This window comes from Streptomyces sp. NPDC006430, from assembly GCF_040612395.1.
GTDB lineage: Bacteria > Actinomycetota > Actinomycetes > Streptomycetales > Streptomycetaceae > Streptomyces.
Window position 1 is genome coordinate 405,224 of record NZ_JBEXQA010000004.1, and the last position, 17,917, is coordinate 423,140.

Consider the following 17,917-nt stretch of genomic DNA (forward strand, 5'->3'; position numbering starts at 1 on the left):
AGTCACACTGGAACCGGCGGGCGGGAGCCACCCCGGTTTCCCGGAACCCCGGCATCCCGACGCCCGGCGGACGGTGGCTGAGCAAATGAACCGTGTGAAGGCAGAGCTCGGGCGGCGGCGCCGCGTCCTGGGCGGCGCCGTCTGCGGGCTGGTCGCCGCCCTCGCCGGGCTGGCCCTGGCCGAGCTGACCACGGCGGCCGTCCGGCCCGAGGCCTCCCCGATCACCGCGGTCGGCGGGGCCGTCGTCGACGCCACACCGGTGGGGGTCAAGGAATGGGCGGTGCGGGAGTTCGGCACCGCCGACAAGCTGCTGCTGGCCCTCGGGATCGTCGTCGTCCTGGGTGCGGTCGCGGTCGCGGCCGGGGCGCTCGCGGTACGGCACCCGGGCGCCGGGATCGCGCTCGCCGGCGGTTTCGGGCTGGTCGGAGCCGTGGCCGCGCTCAGCCGGCCGGAGGCGACCTGGCGCGATGCGCTGCCGTCGCTGGTGGGCGGGCTGTGCGCGGCCGGGGTGCTGTACCTGCTGGTCGGCGCGCTGACCAGACCCGGCCCGGTGGACGCGCCGCCCGGCGGGGCCTGGTCGATGGACCGGCGCGGCTTCGGCCGGCTGGTCGCCGCGGCCCTCGCCGCCTCGGCCGGCATCGGGTACGCGGGGCGCAGGCTCGGAGCGTACGGCTCGGCCGGGGCCACGGCCTCCCGGGCGGACCTGGTACTGCCCGCGCCTGCGGTGCCCGCACCGCCCGTCCCGCCCGGCGCGGACCTGCGGGTGCCCGGGATCTCCCGCTTCCTCACCCCCAACCGCGATTTCTACCGGGTGGACACCGCCCTGGTCGTTCCGCGGGTGGATGCGCAGACCTGGCGGCTGCGCATCCACGGCGAGGGCGTCACCACTCCCCTGGAGCTCGATCTGCGGCAACTGCTGGACCGCCCGCTGGTCGAGCACGACGTCACCCTCACCTGCGTCTCGAACGAGGTCGGCGGCCCCTATGCGGGCAATGCCCGCTGGTTGGGGGTACGGCTGGCCGACCTGCTGCGTGAGGCGGGGGTCAGGCCGCCCTCGCAGGGCGGGCCGGCCGACCAGCTGGTGGCACGTTCGGTGGACGGCATGACGCTCGGCACGCCCGTCGAGGCCGTCATGGACGGCCGGGAGGCGCTACTGGCCGTCGGGATGAACGGCGAGCCGCTGCCCTTCGCTCACGGCTTCCCCGTACGGATGGTCGTACCGGGACTGTACGGGTACGTGTCGGCGTGCAAGTGGCTGCGCGAACTGCGGCTGACCACGTTCGCGGCGTACGACGCGTACTGGGTGCGCCGGTCCTGGGCTGCGCAGGGGCCGGTCAAGACGCAGTCCCGCATCGACACCCCGCGCCCGTCCGCCGAACCGGAGGCGGGGCGGGTCGCGGTCGCCGGGGTGGCGTGGGCGCAGCACCGGGGCGTCTCCCGGGTGGAGGTCCGCATCGACGGGGGCCCGTGGCAGGAGGCCCGGCTCGGGGACGCGGACGGCAACGACACCTGGCGGCAGTGGGTGTGGCCCTGGCAGGCGACCCCCGGCCGGCACGTCCTGGAGGTCCGCGCGACGGACGGCACGGGCGCCGTCCAGACGGGCGTACGCAGGGGGACCGTGCCGGACGGGGCGACCGGATGGCACTCGGTGGCGGTTCGTGTCCGCCCCGGCTCCCGGAGGAAGGCATGATGCGCACGCACTCGGATACCGACCCCTACGTCAGGAGCCGGCCGTCGTGGAGCTGACCAGCACGGCGTTCCTCGTCACACTGATCGCCGGCACCGCACTCGTGATGCTGGCCGCACTGGTCCTGTGGAACCGGATTCCCGGGCCCGGGTGGGTGCGCTGGCCCGCCCGGGTGCTGATGATCGCGCTGTGCCAGCTGACCGCCGTCGCCGTGATCGCCACCTGGATCAACGGCAGTTACGGGCTCTACTCCTCCTGGGACGACCTGCTCGGCACCGAGGACGTGCAGAACTCCTCCGCGATGACCGGACCGCCGCCGGGCCGGGCCAGGTTCACCCTGGGCGCGGACGGCACCCGCAGCACCTATTTCCGGGGCCCGCACTCGAAGCTCGCCGGGCAGGTGCTCGTATGGACCCCGCCCGCGTACGGGGCCCCGGGAGCGGGTCGGACCCGGTTCCCCGTGGTGATGCTGCTGCACGGGTATCCGGGCTCGCCGCGCACCTGGATCGACACGGGCAACATGCCCGACTCACTGGAGCAGCTGGTCCAGCTGGGCGCGGCCCGTCCGTTCATCCTGGTGATCCCGGAGATCTACCCGGGCGGGGTGAACACCGACTGCAGCAACACGCCGAAGCGGAAGGTGGCTTCCTGGCTCGCGCAGGACGTGCCGGAGCTGGTCGCCAAGAACTTCCGTACCCTGCGCGAGCCCAAGGGTTGGGGCCTGATGGGCGTCTCGACGGGGGGCTTCTGCGCGACCAAGCTGCCGCTCCAGTACCCGAAGGTGTTCCGGGCCGGCGCGGCCCTCGATCCGGACCCGCTCGTCGGGGACCCCGAGGTGCTGTCCGACCCGGCCCTGCGCGAGCGCAACAGCCCCCTGTGGCTGGTCCGGCACACCAAGGGTGGGGACGTCGGGCTGTTCCTGGCCACCTCCGCACAGGACAAGGAGAGTCCGCCGCAGCAGCTGGAGGCCTTCGGCCGGGCCGCGGCGGGCAGCGGGGTCCGGGTCAAGACCCTCGTCCGCCCGGCCGGCGGCCACAACTTCCAGACCTGGGCCGGGATGTACCCGGACGCGCTGGGCTGGCTGAGCACGCAGCTCCCGCCGCCCGGCGACGGCCGATGACTACGGGCGGACCGGACGGACCGGCAGTGAGTCGACGCTGTTGCCTATGAAGCTCCGCTGGTGCGGGAGTTCGGCCTCGGGCACGGCGAGGTCGAGGTCCGGGAAGCGGGTGAAGAGGCGTTCCAGGGCGATGGTGGCCTCCAAGCGGGCGAGCGGGGCACCCACGCAGTAGTGCGCGCCGTGCCCGAAGGAGAGGTTGCGGGCGGCGGTGGGGCGGGTGACGTCGAAGCGGTCGGCGTCCGGGCCGTGGAAGGCTTCGTCGCGGCCGGCCGCGGTGTAGCCGGCGAGGACGGGGGTGCCCTGCGGGATGACGGTCCCGTCGACGGTCAGGTCGCGGGTGGGGTAGCGGAACGGGAACCAGCTGACCGGGCCGTCCCAGCGCAGCGTTTCGTCCACCACGTCCGACCAGGTGACCTTGCCCTCCTGGACCAGCGCCAGCTGGTCGCGGTGGGTGCACAGGGCACGGACGGCGTTGCTGATCAGGTTGAGCGTGGTCTCGTGGCCCGCGACGAGCATCAAGCGCATGGTGCCGATGAGTTCGGCCTCGCTGAGCCGGTCGCCGTCGCCCTCGCGGGCGGCGATCAGCGCACTGGTCAGGTCGTCTCCCGGCTCCGCACGGCGGGCGGCGGCGATCGTGCCCATCAGCTCGACGAGTTCCCGTACGGCGGCCATCGCCTCGGCGGGGGTGGTGTCGGTCGCGATGATCACTGTGTTCGACAGGTGGTGCAGTCGGCCGCGGTGTTCCGGGTCCACACCGAGCAGCTCACAGATGACGCTCATGGGGAGCGGCAGGGCGAAGTGCGTGCGCAGGTCCGCCACGCCGTCCGGGGCCTCGGCCGCGGCCCGGCCGAGGTCGTCGAGCAGGGCCGCGGTCAGCTCCTCGATGCGCGGCCGCAGCCGCTCCACCTGGCGGGCCGTGAAGGCGTTGCCGACCAGGGAGCGCAGCCGGCGGTGGTCGGCGCCGTCGGCGGTGTGCATACCCTGGGCGTTGGCGAACACCCGCAGCGGCCAGTCCGCAGGGACGGTGCCGTCGTGCAGGGCCGGGAAGTGCCGGGCGTCCTTGCCCGCGTCGGGGTGCGCGAGGAACTCCTTCAGTGCCTCGTGCCCCAGGACGATCGCGCCGGGCACCCCGCCGGGCAGGACGACGTCCGCGACGGAGCCCTGAGCGCGCAACCGGGCGTTGAGGGCGTGCGGGCAGCCCCCGGCGGGGTCGATGACGTACGCGGGCGCGTGTGCGTTGTCGGGTGACAAGCCAATTCTCCTGACCGTATGGACGAATCTCGGCCAACAGTGCGGTCTGGGGGGCGGGTTGTACAAGTCCGTTCCCGCCCCTGCGCGTATTCGGCGCGCGAGCCCGTTGCTCTGGGCCCGGCGGGCGGTGCCGGCGTAGGGTCGGGGCATGGCGGATACGAGGCGGACCCTCGAAGGCAGGATCGTTCTGGTGGCCGGGGCGACGCGGGGGGCGGGACGCGGCATCGCCGTCCAGTTGGGCGCGCAGGGCGCCACGGTGTACGTGACGGGGCGCAGTACGCGCGGCAGACGTTCCGAGTACGACCGGCCGGAGACGATCGAGGAGACCGCGGAGTTGGTGACCGCCGCGGGCGGCTGCGGGATCGCGGTGCCCACGGACCATCTGGTCCCCGAGCAGGTGGCGGCTCTGATCGCGCGGATCGACGCCGAGCAGGGGCGCCTGGACGTGCTCGTGAACGACATCTGGGGCGGCGAGCTGCTCTTCGAGTGGGAGAGCACGGTGTGGGAGCACGATCTGGACCGGGGGCTGCGCCTGCTGCGGCTCGCGGTGGACACCCACGCCATCACGAGCCATTTCGCGATGCCGCTCCTGCTGCGCGAGCCGGGCGGGTTGGTGGTGGAGATGACGGACGGCACGGCCGAGTACAACGCGAGCCGCTACCGGGTGTCGTTCTTCTACGACCTCGCCAAATCGGCGGTCCTGCGCATGGCGTTCGCGCTCGGGCACGAGCTGGGGCCGCGCGGGGCGACGGCGGTGGCACTGACGCCGGGCTGGCTGCGCTCGGAGATGATGCTCGACGCCTTCGGCGTGACCGAGTCGCATTGGCGGGACGCGCTGGAGAAGGTTCCGCACTTCGCCATTTCCGAGACCCCGGCGTACGTCGGACGGGCGGTCGCGGCGCTCGCCGCGGACCCGGAGGTGTCGCGCTGGAACGGGCAGTCGCTCTCCAGCGGACAGCTGGCCCGTGTCTACGGCTTCACGGACCTCGACGGTAGCCGCCCCGACGCCTGGCGGTACATGGTCGAGGTCCAGGACCCGGACCGCCCGGCCGACACGACCGGCTACCGCTGACCGGTTCGGCGACGCCGCCCGGGTCTACCCGGACGCTCAGGGCAGTCGCAGTTCGTGGTCGGCGCCGAGCGGGGCGAAGAACCGGGCCACGTCCGCGTCCGTGACGTCGCTGAGTGCGGGTGGGGACCAGCGGGGGTTGCGGTCCTTGTCGACGACCTGGGCCCGGATGCCCTCCACCAGGTCGGGCGAGCGCAGGGCGTGGCAGGACACCCGGTACTCCTGGGCCAGTACCTGCTCCAGCGGGCCCAGGGTGCGCGCCCGGCGGACGGCGACGAGGGTGGTCTTGAGCGCGGTCGGGGACTTGGCGAGGATCGACTCGGCGGTCTCCTTGGCGCCCGGGTCGCCCTCCGCGAGCAGTCGCTCGACGATCTCCTCGACGGTGTCCGCCGCGTAGCAGCGGTCGATCCAGTCGCGCTGCTCGGCCAGTTCACCGGGGAGGGGGGTGCCCGCGTACTGCGGCAGCACCTCGTGGGCGGGCGCTGCGGCGAGCGCGGCGGTCAGTTCGGGCAGCCGGTCGGCGGGGACGAAGTGGTCGGCGAGCCCGCACAGCAGGGCATCGGCGGCTCCCACGGCCGCGCCGGTGAGTGCGAGGTGGGTGCCGAGCAGGCCGGGGGCGCGGCCGAGCAGGTAGGTGCCGCCGACGTCGGGGACGAAGCCGATGCCGGTCTCCGGCATCGCGACGCGGGAACGTTCGGTGACGACGCGGACGCTGCCGTGCGCCGAGACGCCGACGCCGCCGCCCATCACGATGCCGTCCATGAGGGCGACGTACGGCTTGGGGTAGCGGGCGATGAGGGCGTTGAGCCGGTACTCGTCGCGCCAGAAGTCGGCGGAGGCGGCGGTGCCCGCCCTGGCGTCGTCGTGGATGGCGCGGATGTCCCCGCCGGCGCACAGGCCGCGTTCGCCGGCGCCGCGGATGAGGACCTGGGCGACGGCGGGGTCCCGCGCCCAGGAGCGCAGGGCCTCTTCGATACGCCGCACCATGGAGTGGGTCAGGGCGTTGAGGGCCTTGGGGCGGTTGAGGGTGATCAGCCCCGTCCGACCCTCCCGGGCGAACAGGACCGTGTCGTCGACGGCATCTTCGGTCTTCACACCAGCCAGTATGTAGCGTGGACGTTCATGCGAAAGATCGTCCTGATGATGTCGGTGTCCCTCGACGGCTTCATCGAGGGGCCCGAACGGCAGATCGACTGGCATCGCGTCGACGACGAACTGCACCAGCACATGAACGACGAGATCGGGTCCATGGGCGGTTTCCTGCACGGGCGCGTCATGTACGAGCTGATGGCCCGGTACTGGCCGACCGCCGATGCCGACCCGGCGGCTGAGGGCCCGGGGGCCGAGTTCGCGGGCATCTGGCGCAACATGCCGAAGTACGTGTACTCGCGCACGCTGCGGCAAGCCGACGTCGGCTGGAACTCCACGGTCGTACGGGACGTCGTCCCGGCCGAGGTCAACGCGCTCAAGGCGGCCCCGGGCGGCGACCTGTGCCTGGGCGGGGCCGGGCTGGCCGCCTCCTTCCTGCAGCACGACCTGGTGGACGCCTACCGGATCTACGTGCACCCGGTGCGCATCGGCCGCGGTACGCCGCTGTTCCCCCCCGGTCGACGCTCCGGTTCCGCTCCGGCTCGAAGGGACCCGCGCCTTCGGCAGCGGGGTGGTGCTGCTCTCGTACGCGCGCCCGTAGCGTCCGGGCACCGTCTCAGGGCAGTGAGCGGAAATGGGCTCCGGGCCCGGTCTCCGGCGGGCAGCTGAGGGGCCGGGTCAGTCCCTGGGGCGGGCCCGGTGGGACTGCCAGGCGGCGAGGGCCTGGTGCCGGGTGCCATCGGGGTGGTGGGAGTGCCAGTCCCGCAGGAAGCGGTTGAACTCGAACTGGGCACCGACCTGCTGGGGTTCGGCCGCCCGGGCGCGGGTGGCGTGCCAGTGGTCGACGGCCTCGGCGAGGGTGTGCCCGGCGTGCTGGGCGACGTAGTCCCGCATGAAGGCGTCGAAGTGGAACCCGGGCCCGATCTCCCGGACGAAGAACTCCCGGAGCACCTGGCTGCAGCGCTGGCCCTCCGGGATGACGGTGTCGCCGTCGACGGGGGCCCCGAGTTGGCGCCCTCCACGACGGGGGGTTCGTACCGCCTGCGGCGCAGGGAGCCCGTCGAGCGCGGCGGCCAGCCGGGCGGTCAGCTCGATCTTGCCGCCGCCGGCGGACAGGCCCATCTCCCGTGCGAACGCGGCCAGTTCCGACAGCGTCCAGTACCAGCGGGTGAGCTCCGCACCGGTCAGGGCTGGGGTCAGGTCAGGGCGGGACTCCCCCGCGTGCGCACTCACGTTCCCATTCTAAGAGGCAGGCATCCCGGCCCTGCCGACCGCCAGGCCCGCCGACGAGATCCTCGCGCGCGGCATCCTGCTCGCCGAGGTTCCCCGCATCGGCAGGGTCGGCACAGTGGACGAGATCACGTACGCCCCGATCGGCATCTGACGTGACATCAATTAGGCTGAATTGATGCCGTTTCAGCTGTGGTTATGCTCATGAATCGAGCGACTGAGGACTTCTATCGCTCACTCATGGGCAGAGTGGGGCGGCCGATATACACCCCCACATGACAGCAGGACCGGAGAACCGATGGACAGCAACCTTGTCATCCAGCCCCCCACGGGTGGCCAGGCGTTCGACGAGAGCCAAGTACCGCTCTACTACAGCCGTAAGACGGCGGACATCCTCCACAAGTACGGCCCCGGGCCCAGGGTCCACTTCCACATGGGTCTCTTCGCCCCGGGAGCGGCGCCGAACACCACGGTGTCCCAACGCGTGCTCAAGCGCCGCATAGTGGAGTCCCAGGAGGCCATAGTCGAGCATGCGGCCCGCAGTTGGGGCGCGTACACCACCCCTCCCGGCAGCCTCCTCGACATCGGCTGCGGGGTGGGCGGCGGTTCGCTCTACTGGGCGCAGGAACACGGCACCACGGTCACCGGGCTCACCGTCGCGGGCGATCACGTGCCGGTGATCGAGGACTTCGCGCGCCGGGCCGGGGTGGCCGACCTCGTCACCCCGCTCCTCGCCGACGTACATTCCTTCACCACCGACCGGCTCTACGACGCCGCCTACGCCAACGAGAGCTCCGGCTACATGGACCGGGAGCGGCTCTTCCAGGTGGCGGCCAAGTCCTTGAAGCCGGGCGGCTGGTTCGGCATCCAGGAGCACTTCATCTGCCGTCCCGAGTGGACCGAGTTCATCGACGGGTACTACAAGACCCGTCTGGGCACGCTCACCGAGTACATCACCGCCGCCGAGGCCGCCGGCTTCGAACTGGAGCAGGACGAGGACGTCACCGATCGGGTGGCCGAGTTCTGGGTGCAGTCCATGGCCTGGAACACGGCCGAACTGGACCGGGTGGAGCAGTCGGGCGTCCCGTCCGCCTGGTCGCGCGAGCGGCTCCAGGAGTCCACCATCACGCACGGCAAGCTGTTCCGGATCTGGCGCGACCACGCACTGGAGACCCGGCTGCTCCTCTTCCGGCTGGGCGGGGGCAGCTGATCCCATGGCACCCGTGTACCACGAGGGCGGACACCCCTCCCGCATCGGCTGGCAACTTCCGCCGTTCTACTGCCCCTTCGAACGCGAGCTGATCCATCCCAAGGCGGCCGAGCTCGAAGAGCGGGCGATAGCCTGGATCGACGCGCACGACCTGTACCCGGACGCCACCGAGCGAGCCTGGGGGCTGGCCACCCGCGGCGCCGACTTCACCAGCAGGATCATCCCCTACGGTGACATCGAGCCGATGCTGCTCTTCGCCCAGTGGAACTACTGGGCCTTCGCCACCGACGACTGGCAGGACTCCGACACCAGCGCCGCACGGACGGCGGCCGTGGCCGACCACGGTGCCCGACTGCTCCGCACCGTCGAGGCGCCCGGTTCCGCGCTGCTGCCCCCGGGGCCGCACACCGCCGCGCTGGAGGACCTGGTGGGCCGTACCCGGGCCATGCTGACGCCCGTGCAGCTCCGCCGCTTCACCGAGGGCATCCGGGACTGGGTGTTCGGTGCCACCTGGCAGACCGCCAACGCCGAGCGGGGCATCATGCCGAGCCTCAACGACTTCGTGGCGAAGCGGATCTCCAGCAACGGCACCCGGTTCACCCTCACCTGGTGCGACGTGGCGAACGGGATCGACGTACCGGGCAACGTGCTGTACTCCGCGCCGGTCCAGGCGCTCACCGACGCCGCCGGGTTCATCGTCAGCTGCGACAACGACCTGTTCTCGTACAACAAGGACGACCATCAGGAACCGTGGGAGCAGAACGTGGTCAACGTTCTGGCGCAGCACCACGGTTGTACGCCCGCAGAGGCGCTGCCCGCGGCATTCGCCCTGCGGGACCGGACGGTGACCTTGTTCGTCCGGCTCCGCGAGCAGCTCGGCCGGGACGCCGGTGCGGACCTCGCCCGCTATCTCCTGTCATTGGAGCACTGGATCGCGGGGGACACCGAATACCACAATCGGGCGCCGCGCTACGCCAGTCCGCGCAACCGCAACGAACTCCCCGTCGACGGGGCCTCGTTCGACATCGCCTGGAGCGATGTGCCCAGTGACCCGAGCGTCGAGCCGCCGCCGGTACCGGCTCTCGCCTGGTGGTGGCAGCAGCTCGACGGCTCTTCGCACTGAGTTCAGCGGCGCCCCCGCAGACGGGCCCACCAGGAGCTCCGGGCCGCCGGCCACTCCCCCGCGAAGGGGGTGGCCGGCGCAGCGGGCGCCACCCGTGCGGGAGCGGAGGGCGGCCGGCGCCCACCGGGGATGGCGGTGGAGCCGGTGACCGTACTGCCCCTGGGAGCGAACCGGACAGGGAGCGCCACCAGGTGGCGGGACATCAGCGAGGCATTCCACTCCAGGTCGGACTCCGGCACCGCGAGCTCCAGGTCCGGCAGCCGGGTCAGCAGGGTGTCGATGCCGGTGTCGGCGATGGCCCGGCCGATGTCCTGTCCGGGGCACTCGTGCGGCCCGCTGCTGAAGGCCAGGTGTGAGCGGTTGCCGTGGACGGGCACGGTGGCGTCGGGTCGGATCTCCGGGTCGAGGTTCCCGGCCCCGAGGCCGAGCAGCAGCATGTCCCCGGCCTTGATCTGCGCTCCGGCCAGCTCCGTGTCGCCGGTGGCCCAGCGCCCGAGGATCGTCATGAGCGGCGGCTCGTCCCACAGGACCTGCTCCAGCGCGTCCGGGAGGGTCATGTGCCCGCCGGAGAGGTTCGCGCGGAAGCGGCTGTCGGTGAGCACCATGCGCAGGGTGTTCGCGATCAGGTTGGCGGTCGTCTCGAAGGCCGCGATCAGCACCAGGCGCAGGTGTTCCACGATCTCGTCGTCACCGAGCGCGGTGTGGTGCTCCAGCATCCAGGTGGTGAAGTCCCGGCCGGGCACCTCCCGTTTGCGTGCGACGAGTTCCCGCAGGGTGACCGAGACGTACTCGCTGCTCGTGACGGCCGTCTCGGTGCCCCGGGTCATATCGCGGGCGGCTTCGACCAGGCGCGGCCCGTAGGACTCCGGCGCCCCGACGAGCTGGGTCATCACCAGCATCGGCAGCGGCTCGGCGAAGGCCGCGACCAGGTCCGTCTTCCCGGTCTGGGCGAAGGCGTCGATCAGTTGGTCGGCGAAGCGCTTGACGTACCGCCGGATGCCGCGCCGGTCGAAGCGCTCCAGCGACTCCGTGATCGCGCCGCGCAGCCGCTCGTGGTCGACGCCGTCGACGAAGTGGCACACCGGCTGCCACGCGGTCATCGGGGTCAGCGGGTGGTCCGCCGGAACGTTGCCCTCCTGCATGTCGCGCCAGCGGCGCGGGTCCCGCGAGAACCGGGACGGGGTACGTGCCACGTCCAGGTTCTCGCGGTGGCCGAGCACCAGCCAGGCCGGCAGGTCGCCCTGGACCAGTACGGGGGCCACCGCCCCGTGCTGGGCGCGCAGCTTCTCGTACAGACCCATGGGGTCGGCCTCGGCGTCGGGGCCGTAGAGCCGGTGCGCCGGGCAGCCCGGCGGCGGGGCGGCGGGACCCGGCTGGGGGGTTGGGGTGGTGCTCACAATGCCTCCGGGGTCACAGCGAGGGAGTGCAGGTAGCGCATCAACGTCATCAGGACGTCGCGGCTGGAGTCGCGGCGCCTGGCGTCGCAGAAGACCAGCGGTACGGAAGCGGGCAGGTCGAGGGCGGCCCGCAGCTCCTCCAGGGAGTGTTCGGGTGCATCGGGGAAGGAGTTGACGGCGACCACGAACGGCACGCCGCGCTCCTCCAGCCGGCCGAGCACGTCGAAGCTGACTTCGAGCCTTCGGGTGTCGACGAGGACCACCGCACCCAACGCCCCCTCGAACAGTCCGCGCCACAGGAACCAGAAGCGTTCCTGGCCCGGGGTGCCGAAGAGGTACAGCACCAGTTCCTCGTTGATGCTGATGCGGCCGAAGTCCATGGCCACGGTGGTGGAGGTCTTGCGTTCCACCCCTGCGGTGTCGTCGACGCCGACCCCGGCCTGGGTCATCGTCTCCTCGGTGGTCAGCGGCCGGATCTCGCTCACCGAGCCGACCAGGGTCGTCTTACCGACCCCGAAGCCGCCCACGATCACCACCTTGACTGCGGCGGCGGCCGTGGCCGGGAGTGCGTCCTCGCGCCGCGGCGCGGTGGCCCGGTCAGAGCTTTCGAAGTCCATCGATGACTGCCTCTATCAGTGCCAGGTCCGGGAGTTGGGCGGGGGCGACGGGTGGGCGGGAGAGTACGTGCTTGGCGGCGAGCAGGTCACCGAGGAGTACGGTGACCACGCTCACCGGCAGGCCGAGGTACGCGGAGATCTCGGCCACCGAGAGCGGCGACTGACACAGCTGCATGATCGCCGCATGCTCCGGCTGCATCCCCGGCCTGGGCCCCGACTTGGCGATGATCAACGTGACGAGGTCGAGGTGGGCGGGCGTTAACGACCCACTGCGACCTCCGGTGATCACGTAGAGCCGCTCGGGAGTGCCGTCTTCCCAATCCCGGCCCGGGTTGCTCACGCCAGCTGCCCGTCGCGGCGCGGCGGGCTGCTCAGGTGCTCTCCGATCCGGGCGACGAGGTCGCGCATCCGCTGACCCATCAGGCCTGCGTCGACGCCTTCGTCCGCCAGTACGGCGAGGTAGGCGCCGGAGCCGGCCGCCATCAGGTAGAAGAAGCCGCCGTCCATCTCGATCACGACGAGCCTCATCCGCCCCCTGCTGTTGGGGAGTTCGGAGGCGACGGCGCCGGCGAGGCTCTGGAGTCCGGCGCAGGCGGCGGCGAGCCGGTCGGCAGTGTCGGTCTCCGCACCGTACTGCGCCATGCGCAGGCCGTCGGCGGAGAGGACGATGACGTGGCGGGTCTGCGGAACGCTCTCGGCCAGGTCCTTGAGCATCCAGTCCATGTTGGTCTGCTGCTGACTCATGGCTGTTCCCCCTTGCTCGCCGAGTCCGGCGAGGCGTCTGTGTTCTGGCTTGCTGCGCCGCTCCGGCTCGCGGCGGTCTGGCTCGCGGCGGTCTGGTTTTCCCCGGACAGGCCGCCCTGGAAGGCGGCCAGCCACATCCCGGGCTGCACCTCGGGCTGGCGGCCGGGATCCGGATCGGGTACGGCTCCGTATCCGGCGCGGTCCGCGGCCGCGGCGGCCGCGGCCGTGATCCGGTCGGTGGCGCCGGGTAGGTCGGGCCTCTCCGGTGCCAGGGAGCGCGCCTTGCGCCGCCGCTGGGGCAGCCCGTTCGCGGTCCGCTCGGTCACGGCGGGTACCTCGTCGGGGGCTACCGGGATCCGCGGGTCGGCGACCGGGCGCGCCGGCTCCGGCCGGGCGGCCTGCGGGCGGGCGTGCCGCGGGCGCTCGGGCTGCGGGCGGGCGGGCGGTTCCCCTGCCGCCGAGGTGACCCCCGGCGGCAGGGCCGCGCGGGGTCCCGAGGCGGTGCCGATGCCGTGGGCGACACCGGTCGCGGCCGAGGTGGTGGTGATCAGCTGCTGCGGGATGACCAGTACGGCGCGCACGCCCCCGTACGCCGAGGAGCGCAGCGAGACCTGGAAGTCGTACGCCTGCGAGAGCCGGCCCACGACGGCGAGGCCCAGGCGCGGGGTCTCCCCGAGGTCGGTGAGGTCGATGCCCTGCTGTGCCTGGCGGAGCATGCGCTCGGCCCGCCTGCGGGCCTCCTCGCTCATGCTCACGCCGCCGTCCTCGATCTCGACGGCGATGCCCGAGTTCACGTCGACGGCGGTCAGATGGACCTTGGTCTGGGGCGGCGAGTAGCGGGTGGCATTGTCCAGCAGCTCGGCGAGCGCGTGGATGAGCGGCTCGACGGCGGGTCCGACGACGGCGACCTGCGAGACCGAGTGGAGCTCGACGCGCTGGTAGTCGATGATCCGCGACATGGCACCGCGCAGTACGCTGTACAGGGGGACGGCCTTGCTCCACTGGCGGCCGGGCCGCGCACCGCCGAGGACGGCGATGGAGTCGGCGAGCCGGCCGATGAGGGCCGTGCCGTGGTCGATCCGCAGCAGGTCACCGAAGACCTCGGGGCTGTGGCCGTGCCGGTCCTCCATCTCCCGCAGTTCCTGGGCCTGTTGGTGCACGATGGCCTGAACACGACGGGCGATGTTGACAAAGGCCCGCTGCGCGGAGTCGCGCAGGTCCTCCTCGGCGACGACAGCGTCGAGCACGGAGCGCAGTACGGCCTGGTGGGCCGCCCTGAACTCGCTGCTCAGGCCGGGCCCGTGGGTGTCGGGCTCCTCCAGGGAGGCGAGCACCTCTTCGGGGAACTCCCCCTTGCGCAGCCGCTCCACGACGTCGGGCAGCAGCTCCTGGGCGAGCCGTACAGTCTCGGTCTGCTGCCGGAACAGGGCAGCCTCCTGCTCGGCGGCCTTGCGCCGCAGTGCGGCCACCACCTTGCCGCGTCGGGCGGCTTCACCGCAGGAGAGGGCGACAGCGACGAAGGCCACGGCGCCGATCCAGGCGACGGGGGTGCGGGCAGGTGCGGACACCAGCGCCACGGCGACGGCCGCGACGGCGGCGGTCAGCAAGGCGGGCAGTGCCCAAACAACGGGTGAGGTGGGCCCTGGACTTCCGGGCGACGATCCCACGCGAACCATCAGAACCCTCAAACGATCGAAAGCGAATGATCATAGGACAACGGCCCGGAATCTTAGCGTCTATCAGCGCGCCCCCTTGACAGCAGGTCATGATCCGGACACAGCAAGCGGGTTGGCGATGTGGGATGTGGCCGAAACACATAGGGGCACTGTGCCGACCGCACACCGCGCCCCGCACCGGACCGCACGGCCCGCGCACGCCCGCCGCCTGCGCAGCAACCCTCTCGACGGTGTCACGCCCTTCCCCACGGATCGGCTAATTCCCGCCACCTGTCCTCCGCACCCCGAGCACCTCCGGACCCGCGCCCCGGGGGGACAATCGCCTTCGGTCGGACACGGCCGGCGGCCCAACGGTCCCACGACGGAACGGATGCACACGCGGTGAACCAGGAAAGACGCGACCAGGCCCGGCAGTTCCTGCACCCGGGCGAGCAACTCGTCGCCGCCTGCGCCTACGAGCTCGGTCCCGGCGTTCCGCAGCCACCCGAGTCCCTGATCGCCCCGCCGGCCCCCTCACCGCTCGTCCGGCAGATCGCAGAACGGGCCCCCCGCTCCCTGCGGCCACTGCTCGAAGGCGGCGGGGTGCTCGACCCCCGCCGCTCGAAGCCCGCCGCCGTCGCGGACGCGATCGACCGCGCACCGGACCTGGTGGACCGTCTCGGCACACGGCTGATGCACGGCAAGAGCATGGAGGGCGACTGGCAGAGCGCGGCTGCACGGTTCCTCATCGCCCGCGCGAGCGCCCGCGGCTCGGCCACCGGGGTACTCGCCGTCACCGACCGGCGCTGGTTCGGCCTGAGCGACGTCTCGCCGCTGTGGCGGATGACGCCCGCGCTGGAGCAGTGCTGGGAAGCGCCGCGTTCGGCCGTGGCCGCATTGCGCGCCAACCCCACGAGGGTACTCCAGAAGGGGCGCATGGACATCGTGTTCACCGACGGCTCCTGGGTGGCCGTCCTCGCCACCCACCGGCCCCACGCGGCCCTCTTCGCGGAGGCTGCGGCCCGCCCCCGCTGACAGGAACCGCCCGCACGCCCTCCTCCGCCACCGCCGGACCGCAGGCCCCGGGACGGCACCCCGGGGGCGGGCGGCGCACCTCGCCGAGGGAAAAGACCGAGGGGCCGTTTCAGATCTCTCTGAAACGGCCCCTCGCTACGACTCCGTAAAGTCGGGACGACAGGATTTGAACCTGCGACCCCTTGACCCCCAGATAGCTACTCCAGTATCAGAATCAGGACAGGTGGCCCTATTTGAGGGCGCCCAGCGTGCACAGATGCCCGTTCCGTGCACCCGCGGGCAGCGGCACTGGTCCCCAAGTGGTCCCCAACCAGCTGCCGCCCCGAGGTGCCACCCGGCAGGCCCGAACGTCCGGGCTCGCGCTGCATGGCTCGGACTTCCGGACCGGTCCTCCAAGTCCGGCTGGAGGCTCATCCAGCCCAATTATGACGCTTCTCACTCTCGCGGGCGACCTGGCATCGTGATGCGACAGGCGGCGCAGGCAGTCCGGTCTCGGTGTACGCAGGTTTCCGTTACTCGATCGACGAAAGCCACGCCGCAGCCCTCGGGCCTACGACAGGCCGGTGTGGCACACATTCGACGTCCCAAGGGCAGGAGCGCACGTACGTGTCCGCGAGCGTTACAGCACAGGACGAGGTACCCCTTCCAACCGCACGCGACGTTCCACTCGGCCCCTCTGGCCGGCATGGACGTACCGCTGTGGCAGGGAGCGAGCGGCTCGGTGCTCCACCCCGGGGGGCTGCCTGCAGTGCCCCAACCCGTTCCCGACTACTACACGCAGGCCCGCCGTCTGATCTCTCTCGTGACTCCTCCCCGCCATAAGTGACGGGGCTTCCTGTTACGCCGGGTCGGCGTCGCAGCGGACCAGCCCGGCCCGGTTCAAAACGTTGATCGCGCCCACCGTGTCAGCGTGCGCCGGGTGGCCGCAGGCGACGCAGTGGAACTTCTCCTGAATGGTGCGGTTCTCCGCTGAGACGCGCCCACAGGCGGGGCAGGTCCGGGATGGAGTGACCCCCGAAATTCCGACACCTGGACGCTGGATGTTTCGTCATTCAGGGGAAGTGATCCAAGGTGGCAGAGCGGAAGAACTATCCCGAAGGGTTCAAGCGGGACGCGGTGGACCTCGTGCGTTCCTCGCCGGACCGTTCCCTAACCGATATCGCCCACGGCCTGGGCATTCATCTGGAGACCCTGCGCAAGTGGGTCCGCGAGGACCGGGCCCGCACTCAGGCGAGGACGGCGGGGCCGACGCCGGCATGCCCCCTGACGAGAAAGAAGAGCTCAAGCGTCTGCGGCGGGAGAACGCCCGGCTGAAGGAGGACAACGAGATCCGCCGGAAGGCCGCCGCCTGTTTCGCACGGGAGACGACACGGTGATCCGCTTCCGTTTCGTCGACGAGCACCGGAACGCCCACAGGGTCAAGCAGATCAATTCCGTGCCCTGCTAAGCGGGTTGAACATTCGGCAGAGCACCGGACGCACCGGTTTATGCTTCGACAACGCCGCTGCGGAGAGCTTCTTCGCCGTCCTGAAAGCAGAGATCGGTACGACCGTCTGGGGAACCCGAGCGCAGGCTCGACAGGACGTTTTCCGGTGGATCGCTGAACATTACAACCGGGAGCGGATCCACTCGACCATCGGCTACACCATGCCGTACCAGGCGAGGGTCCGCTGCCATCAACGGCTGGACCTCGCGGCATAAAACGGAAGTGTCGGGACCTGAGGGGTCACTCCAGGTGCCGGGCCGCCGCGGCTGGCCGGGGCCGCGGTCGGCGGGGGTGGGCACGCAAGAGTTTCGCGAGCCGGGACACCTTGGTGAAGCGGCCGGTGCGATAAGTCCCGGCGACCGCGCCGGGTTATTGCTGCTGTTGCTGTTGCTGTTGCTGTTGCTGTTGCTGCTGTTGCTGCTGCTGCTGTTGCTGCTGTTGCTGCTGTTGCTGCTGCTGCTGCTGTTGCTGCTGCTGTTGTTGCTGCTGCTGCTGCTGCTGCTGTTGCTGTTGCTGCTGTTGCGGGTTCTGCTGCTGCTGTTGCTGTTGCTGTTGCTGTTGCTGTTGCTGCTGCTGTTGCTGTTGCTGCTGTTGCTGTTGCTGTTGCTGCTGTTGCTGTTGCTGTTGCTGCTGTTGCTGCTGCTGCTGCTGCTGCTGTTGCGGGTTCTGCTGCTGTTGCTGCTGCTGCTGGCTAATTTGATTGACGATTTGAATTATGGTCGTTTGCGACACGCCGAGGCGTTTCCCCGCGGCTTCTGTCGCTGCTCTTGCCTCTGCCTTCACCACCTGCGGGGGGGCACCTCTCTGCACCGCCGCTTGCGCTGCGGCCGTTCCGGCCTTTAGGGCAGCGGCTGCTTTTGCCGAGTTCGACGCCGCAGAGCCGATGCAAGCCACAGAACCTACGGAGAACGGGCCCGGGCCCGTAACGGTGATCGGTCCGATGCGACCGGCAGAAGAGGAGTGCACAGACGTTCCGCCAGGCGAGACGGTGAACGTCCGACTCGCAGCGAAGTTCTCTCCCGTCAGCGTGCTTCCGCTCACCCGACACTTCGGGTCGGAGACGGCGGAAGCTGAGGTGACGGTGGCCCCAGCCATTCCTCCTCCTAGCGCGACTATCACGGCGACACTCAATGCGATCTTGCCTTTCATGGACGTCTCCTCTCGAAACTGCGCCATCACCCAACCGGTCAGGCAAGGCAGCACT

The 17,917-nt window shown here is 71.0% G+C and carries 16 protein-coding genes and 3 pseudogenes; 10 read left to right on the forward strand and 9 right to left on the reverse strand.

Annotated features, from left to right (window positions below; all coding sequences use genetic code 11):
- The first annotated feature begins 85 nt into the window (after positions 1–85).
- A complete protein-coding gene (locus ABZZ20_RS09625; protein ID WP_356868523.1) occupies positions 86–1,690 on the forward strand; it encodes a molybdopterin-dependent oxidoreductase in 1,605 nt (534 codons plus the stop codon).
- A 46-nt stretch (positions 1,691–1,736) separates the two neighbouring features.
- Complete coding sequence (locus ABZZ20_RS09630; RefSeq protein ID WP_356868525.1) at positions 1,737–2,807, forward strand: alpha/beta hydrolase-fold protein; 1,071 nt, start codon at positions 1,737–1,739, stop codon at positions 2,805–2,807.
- Here ABZZ20_RS09630 and ABZZ20_RS09635 read toward each other — a convergent pair whose 3' ends face one another.
- Complete coding sequence (locus tag ABZZ20_RS09635) at positions 2,808–4,058, reverse strand: cytochrome P450 (RefSeq protein WP_356868527.1); 1,251 nt, start codon at positions 4,056–4,058, stop codon at positions 2,808–2,810. It lies immediately after the preceding gene.
- A gap of 148 nt (positions 4,059–4,206) precedes the next feature.
- Between ABZZ20_RS09635 and ABZZ20_RS09640 the strand changes: the two genes are divergently transcribed.
- Positions 4,207–5,130 (forward strand): SDR family oxidoreductase, encoded by a 924-nt coding sequence (locus ABZZ20_RS09640; protein ID WP_356868529.1) that lies wholly within the window; start codon positions 4,207–4,209, stop codon positions 5,128–5,130.
- 36 nt (positions 5,131–5,166) lie between these two features.
- On the opposite strand, the gene ABZZ20_RS09645 is transcribed toward ABZZ20_RS09640, so the two are convergent.
- Positions 5,167–6,222, reverse strand: a complete 1,056-nt coding sequence (locus tag ABZZ20_RS09645; protein WP_356868531.1) for an enoyl-CoA hydratase/isomerase family protein — start codon at positions 6,220–6,222, stop codon at positions 5,167–5,169.
- 27 nt (positions 6,223–6,249) lie between these two features.
- Here ABZZ20_RS09645 and ABZZ20_RS09650 point away from each other — a divergent pair.
- Positions 6,250–6,817: pseudogene (locus ABZZ20_RS09650) on the forward strand (dihydrofolate reductase family protein).
- A gap of 77 nt (positions 6,818–6,894) precedes the next feature.
- Here the strand turns inward: ABZZ20_RS09650 and ABZZ20_RS09655 are convergent.
- On the reverse strand, positions 6,895–7,449 hold the full coding sequence (locus ABZZ20_RS09655) for a DUF6434 domain-containing protein (RefSeq protein WP_356868533.1): 555 nt from the start codon (positions 7,447–7,449) through the stop codon (positions 6,895–6,897).
- A gap of 295 nt (positions 7,450–7,744) precedes the next feature.
- Here ABZZ20_RS09655 and ABZZ20_RS09660 point away from each other — a divergent pair, with 295 nt between their 5' ends.
- Both ABZZ20_RS09660 and ABZZ20_RS09665 read left to right on the forward strand, forming a co-directional pair.
- Positions 7,745–8,656: a methyltransferase domain-containing protein gene (locus ABZZ20_RS09660; protein ID WP_356868535.1), complete on the forward strand. Its 912-nt coding sequence runs from the start codon at positions 7,745–7,747 to the stop codon at positions 8,654–8,656.
- Positions 8,657–8,660: 4 nt separating this feature from the next.
- Positions 8,661–9,779 carry a hypothetical protein gene (locus tag ABZZ20_RS09665; RefSeq protein WP_356868537.1) on the forward strand — a complete coding sequence of 373 codons (1,119 nt, stop codon included), beginning with the start codon at positions 8,661–8,663 and terminating at the stop codon, positions 9,777–9,779.
- Between the two features lie 2 nt (positions 9,780–9,781).
- Here the strand turns inward: ABZZ20_RS09665 and ABZZ20_RS09670 are convergent, their stop codons facing one another.
- The 5 genes from ABZZ20_RS09670 to ABZZ20_RS09690 are packed head-to-tail and all read right to left on the reverse strand — an operon-like array spanning position 9,782 to position 14,213.
- On the reverse strand, positions 9,782–11,176 hold the full coding sequence (locus ABZZ20_RS09670) for a cytochrome P450 (RefSeq protein ID WP_356868539.1): 1,395 nt from the start codon (positions 11,174–11,176) through the stop codon (positions 9,782–9,784).
- Positions 11,173–11,793, reverse strand: a complete 621-nt coding sequence (locus tag ABZZ20_RS09675) for an ATP/GTP-binding protein (protein ID WP_356868541.1) — start codon at positions 11,791–11,793, stop codon at positions 11,173–11,175. The genes ABZZ20_RS09670 and ABZZ20_RS09675 overlap by 4 nt, the downstream gene beginning before the upstream one ends.
- Positions 11,774–12,133: a DUF742 domain-containing protein gene (locus ABZZ20_RS09680; RefSeq protein WP_356868543.1), complete on the reverse strand. Its 360-nt coding sequence runs from the start codon at positions 12,131–12,133 to the stop codon at positions 11,774–11,776. Before ABZZ20_RS09680 ends, ABZZ20_RS09675 begins: the two co-directional genes overlap by 20 nt.
- Entirely contained in the window at positions 12,130–12,537 is a 408-nt protein-coding gene (locus ABZZ20_RS09685; RefSeq protein ID WP_356868545.1) for a roadblock/LC7 domain-containing protein, read from the reverse strand. Before ABZZ20_RS09685 ends, ABZZ20_RS09680 begins: the two co-directional genes overlap by 4 nt.
- Positions 12,534–14,213, reverse strand: coding sequence for an ATP-binding protein (locus ABZZ20_RS09690; RefSeq protein ID WP_356868547.1), 1,680 nt, complete (start codon positions 14,211–14,213; stop codon positions 12,534–12,536). The genes ABZZ20_RS09685 and ABZZ20_RS09690 overlap by 4 nt, the downstream gene beginning before the upstream one ends.
- Positions 14,214–14,594: 381 nt before the next feature.
- Between ABZZ20_RS09690 and ABZZ20_RS09695 the strand changes: the two genes are divergently transcribed.
- Positions 14,595–15,227: a hypothetical protein gene (locus ABZZ20_RS09695; protein ID WP_356868549.1), complete on the forward strand. Its 633-nt coding sequence runs from the start codon at positions 14,595–14,597 to the stop codon at positions 15,225–15,227.
- A gap of 838 nt (positions 15,228–16,065) precedes the next feature.
- On the opposite strand, the pseudogene ABZZ20_RS09700 reads toward ABZZ20_RS09695, so the two are convergent.
- Positions 16,066–16,230 (reverse strand): annotated as a pseudogene (locus ABZZ20_RS09700) (zinc ribbon domain-containing protein); the annotation flags it as partial.
- A gap of 68 nt (positions 16,231–16,298) precedes the next feature.
- On the opposite strand from ABZZ20_RS09700, the pseudogene ABZZ20_RS09705 reads away from it, so the two are divergent.
- The 3 genes and pseudogenes from ABZZ20_RS09705 to ABZZ20_RS09715 all read left to right on the forward strand — a co-directional run.
- Positions 16,299–16,457 (forward strand): annotated as a pseudogene (locus tag ABZZ20_RS09705) (transposase); the annotation flags it as partial.
- Positions 16,458–16,679: 222 nt separating this feature from the next.
- Positions 16,680–16,928, forward strand: a complete 249-nt coding sequence (locus ABZZ20_RS09710; protein WP_356868551.1) for an integrase core domain-containing protein — start codon at positions 16,680–16,682, stop codon at positions 16,926–16,928.
- A gap of 76 nt (positions 16,929–17,004) precedes the next feature.
- Positions 17,005–17,556 carry a hypothetical protein gene (locus ABZZ20_RS09715; protein WP_356868553.1) on the forward strand — a complete coding sequence of 184 codons (552 nt, stop codon included), beginning with the start codon at positions 17,005–17,007 and terminating at the stop codon, positions 17,554–17,556.
- Positions 17,557–17,917 lie beyond the last annotated feature (361 nt).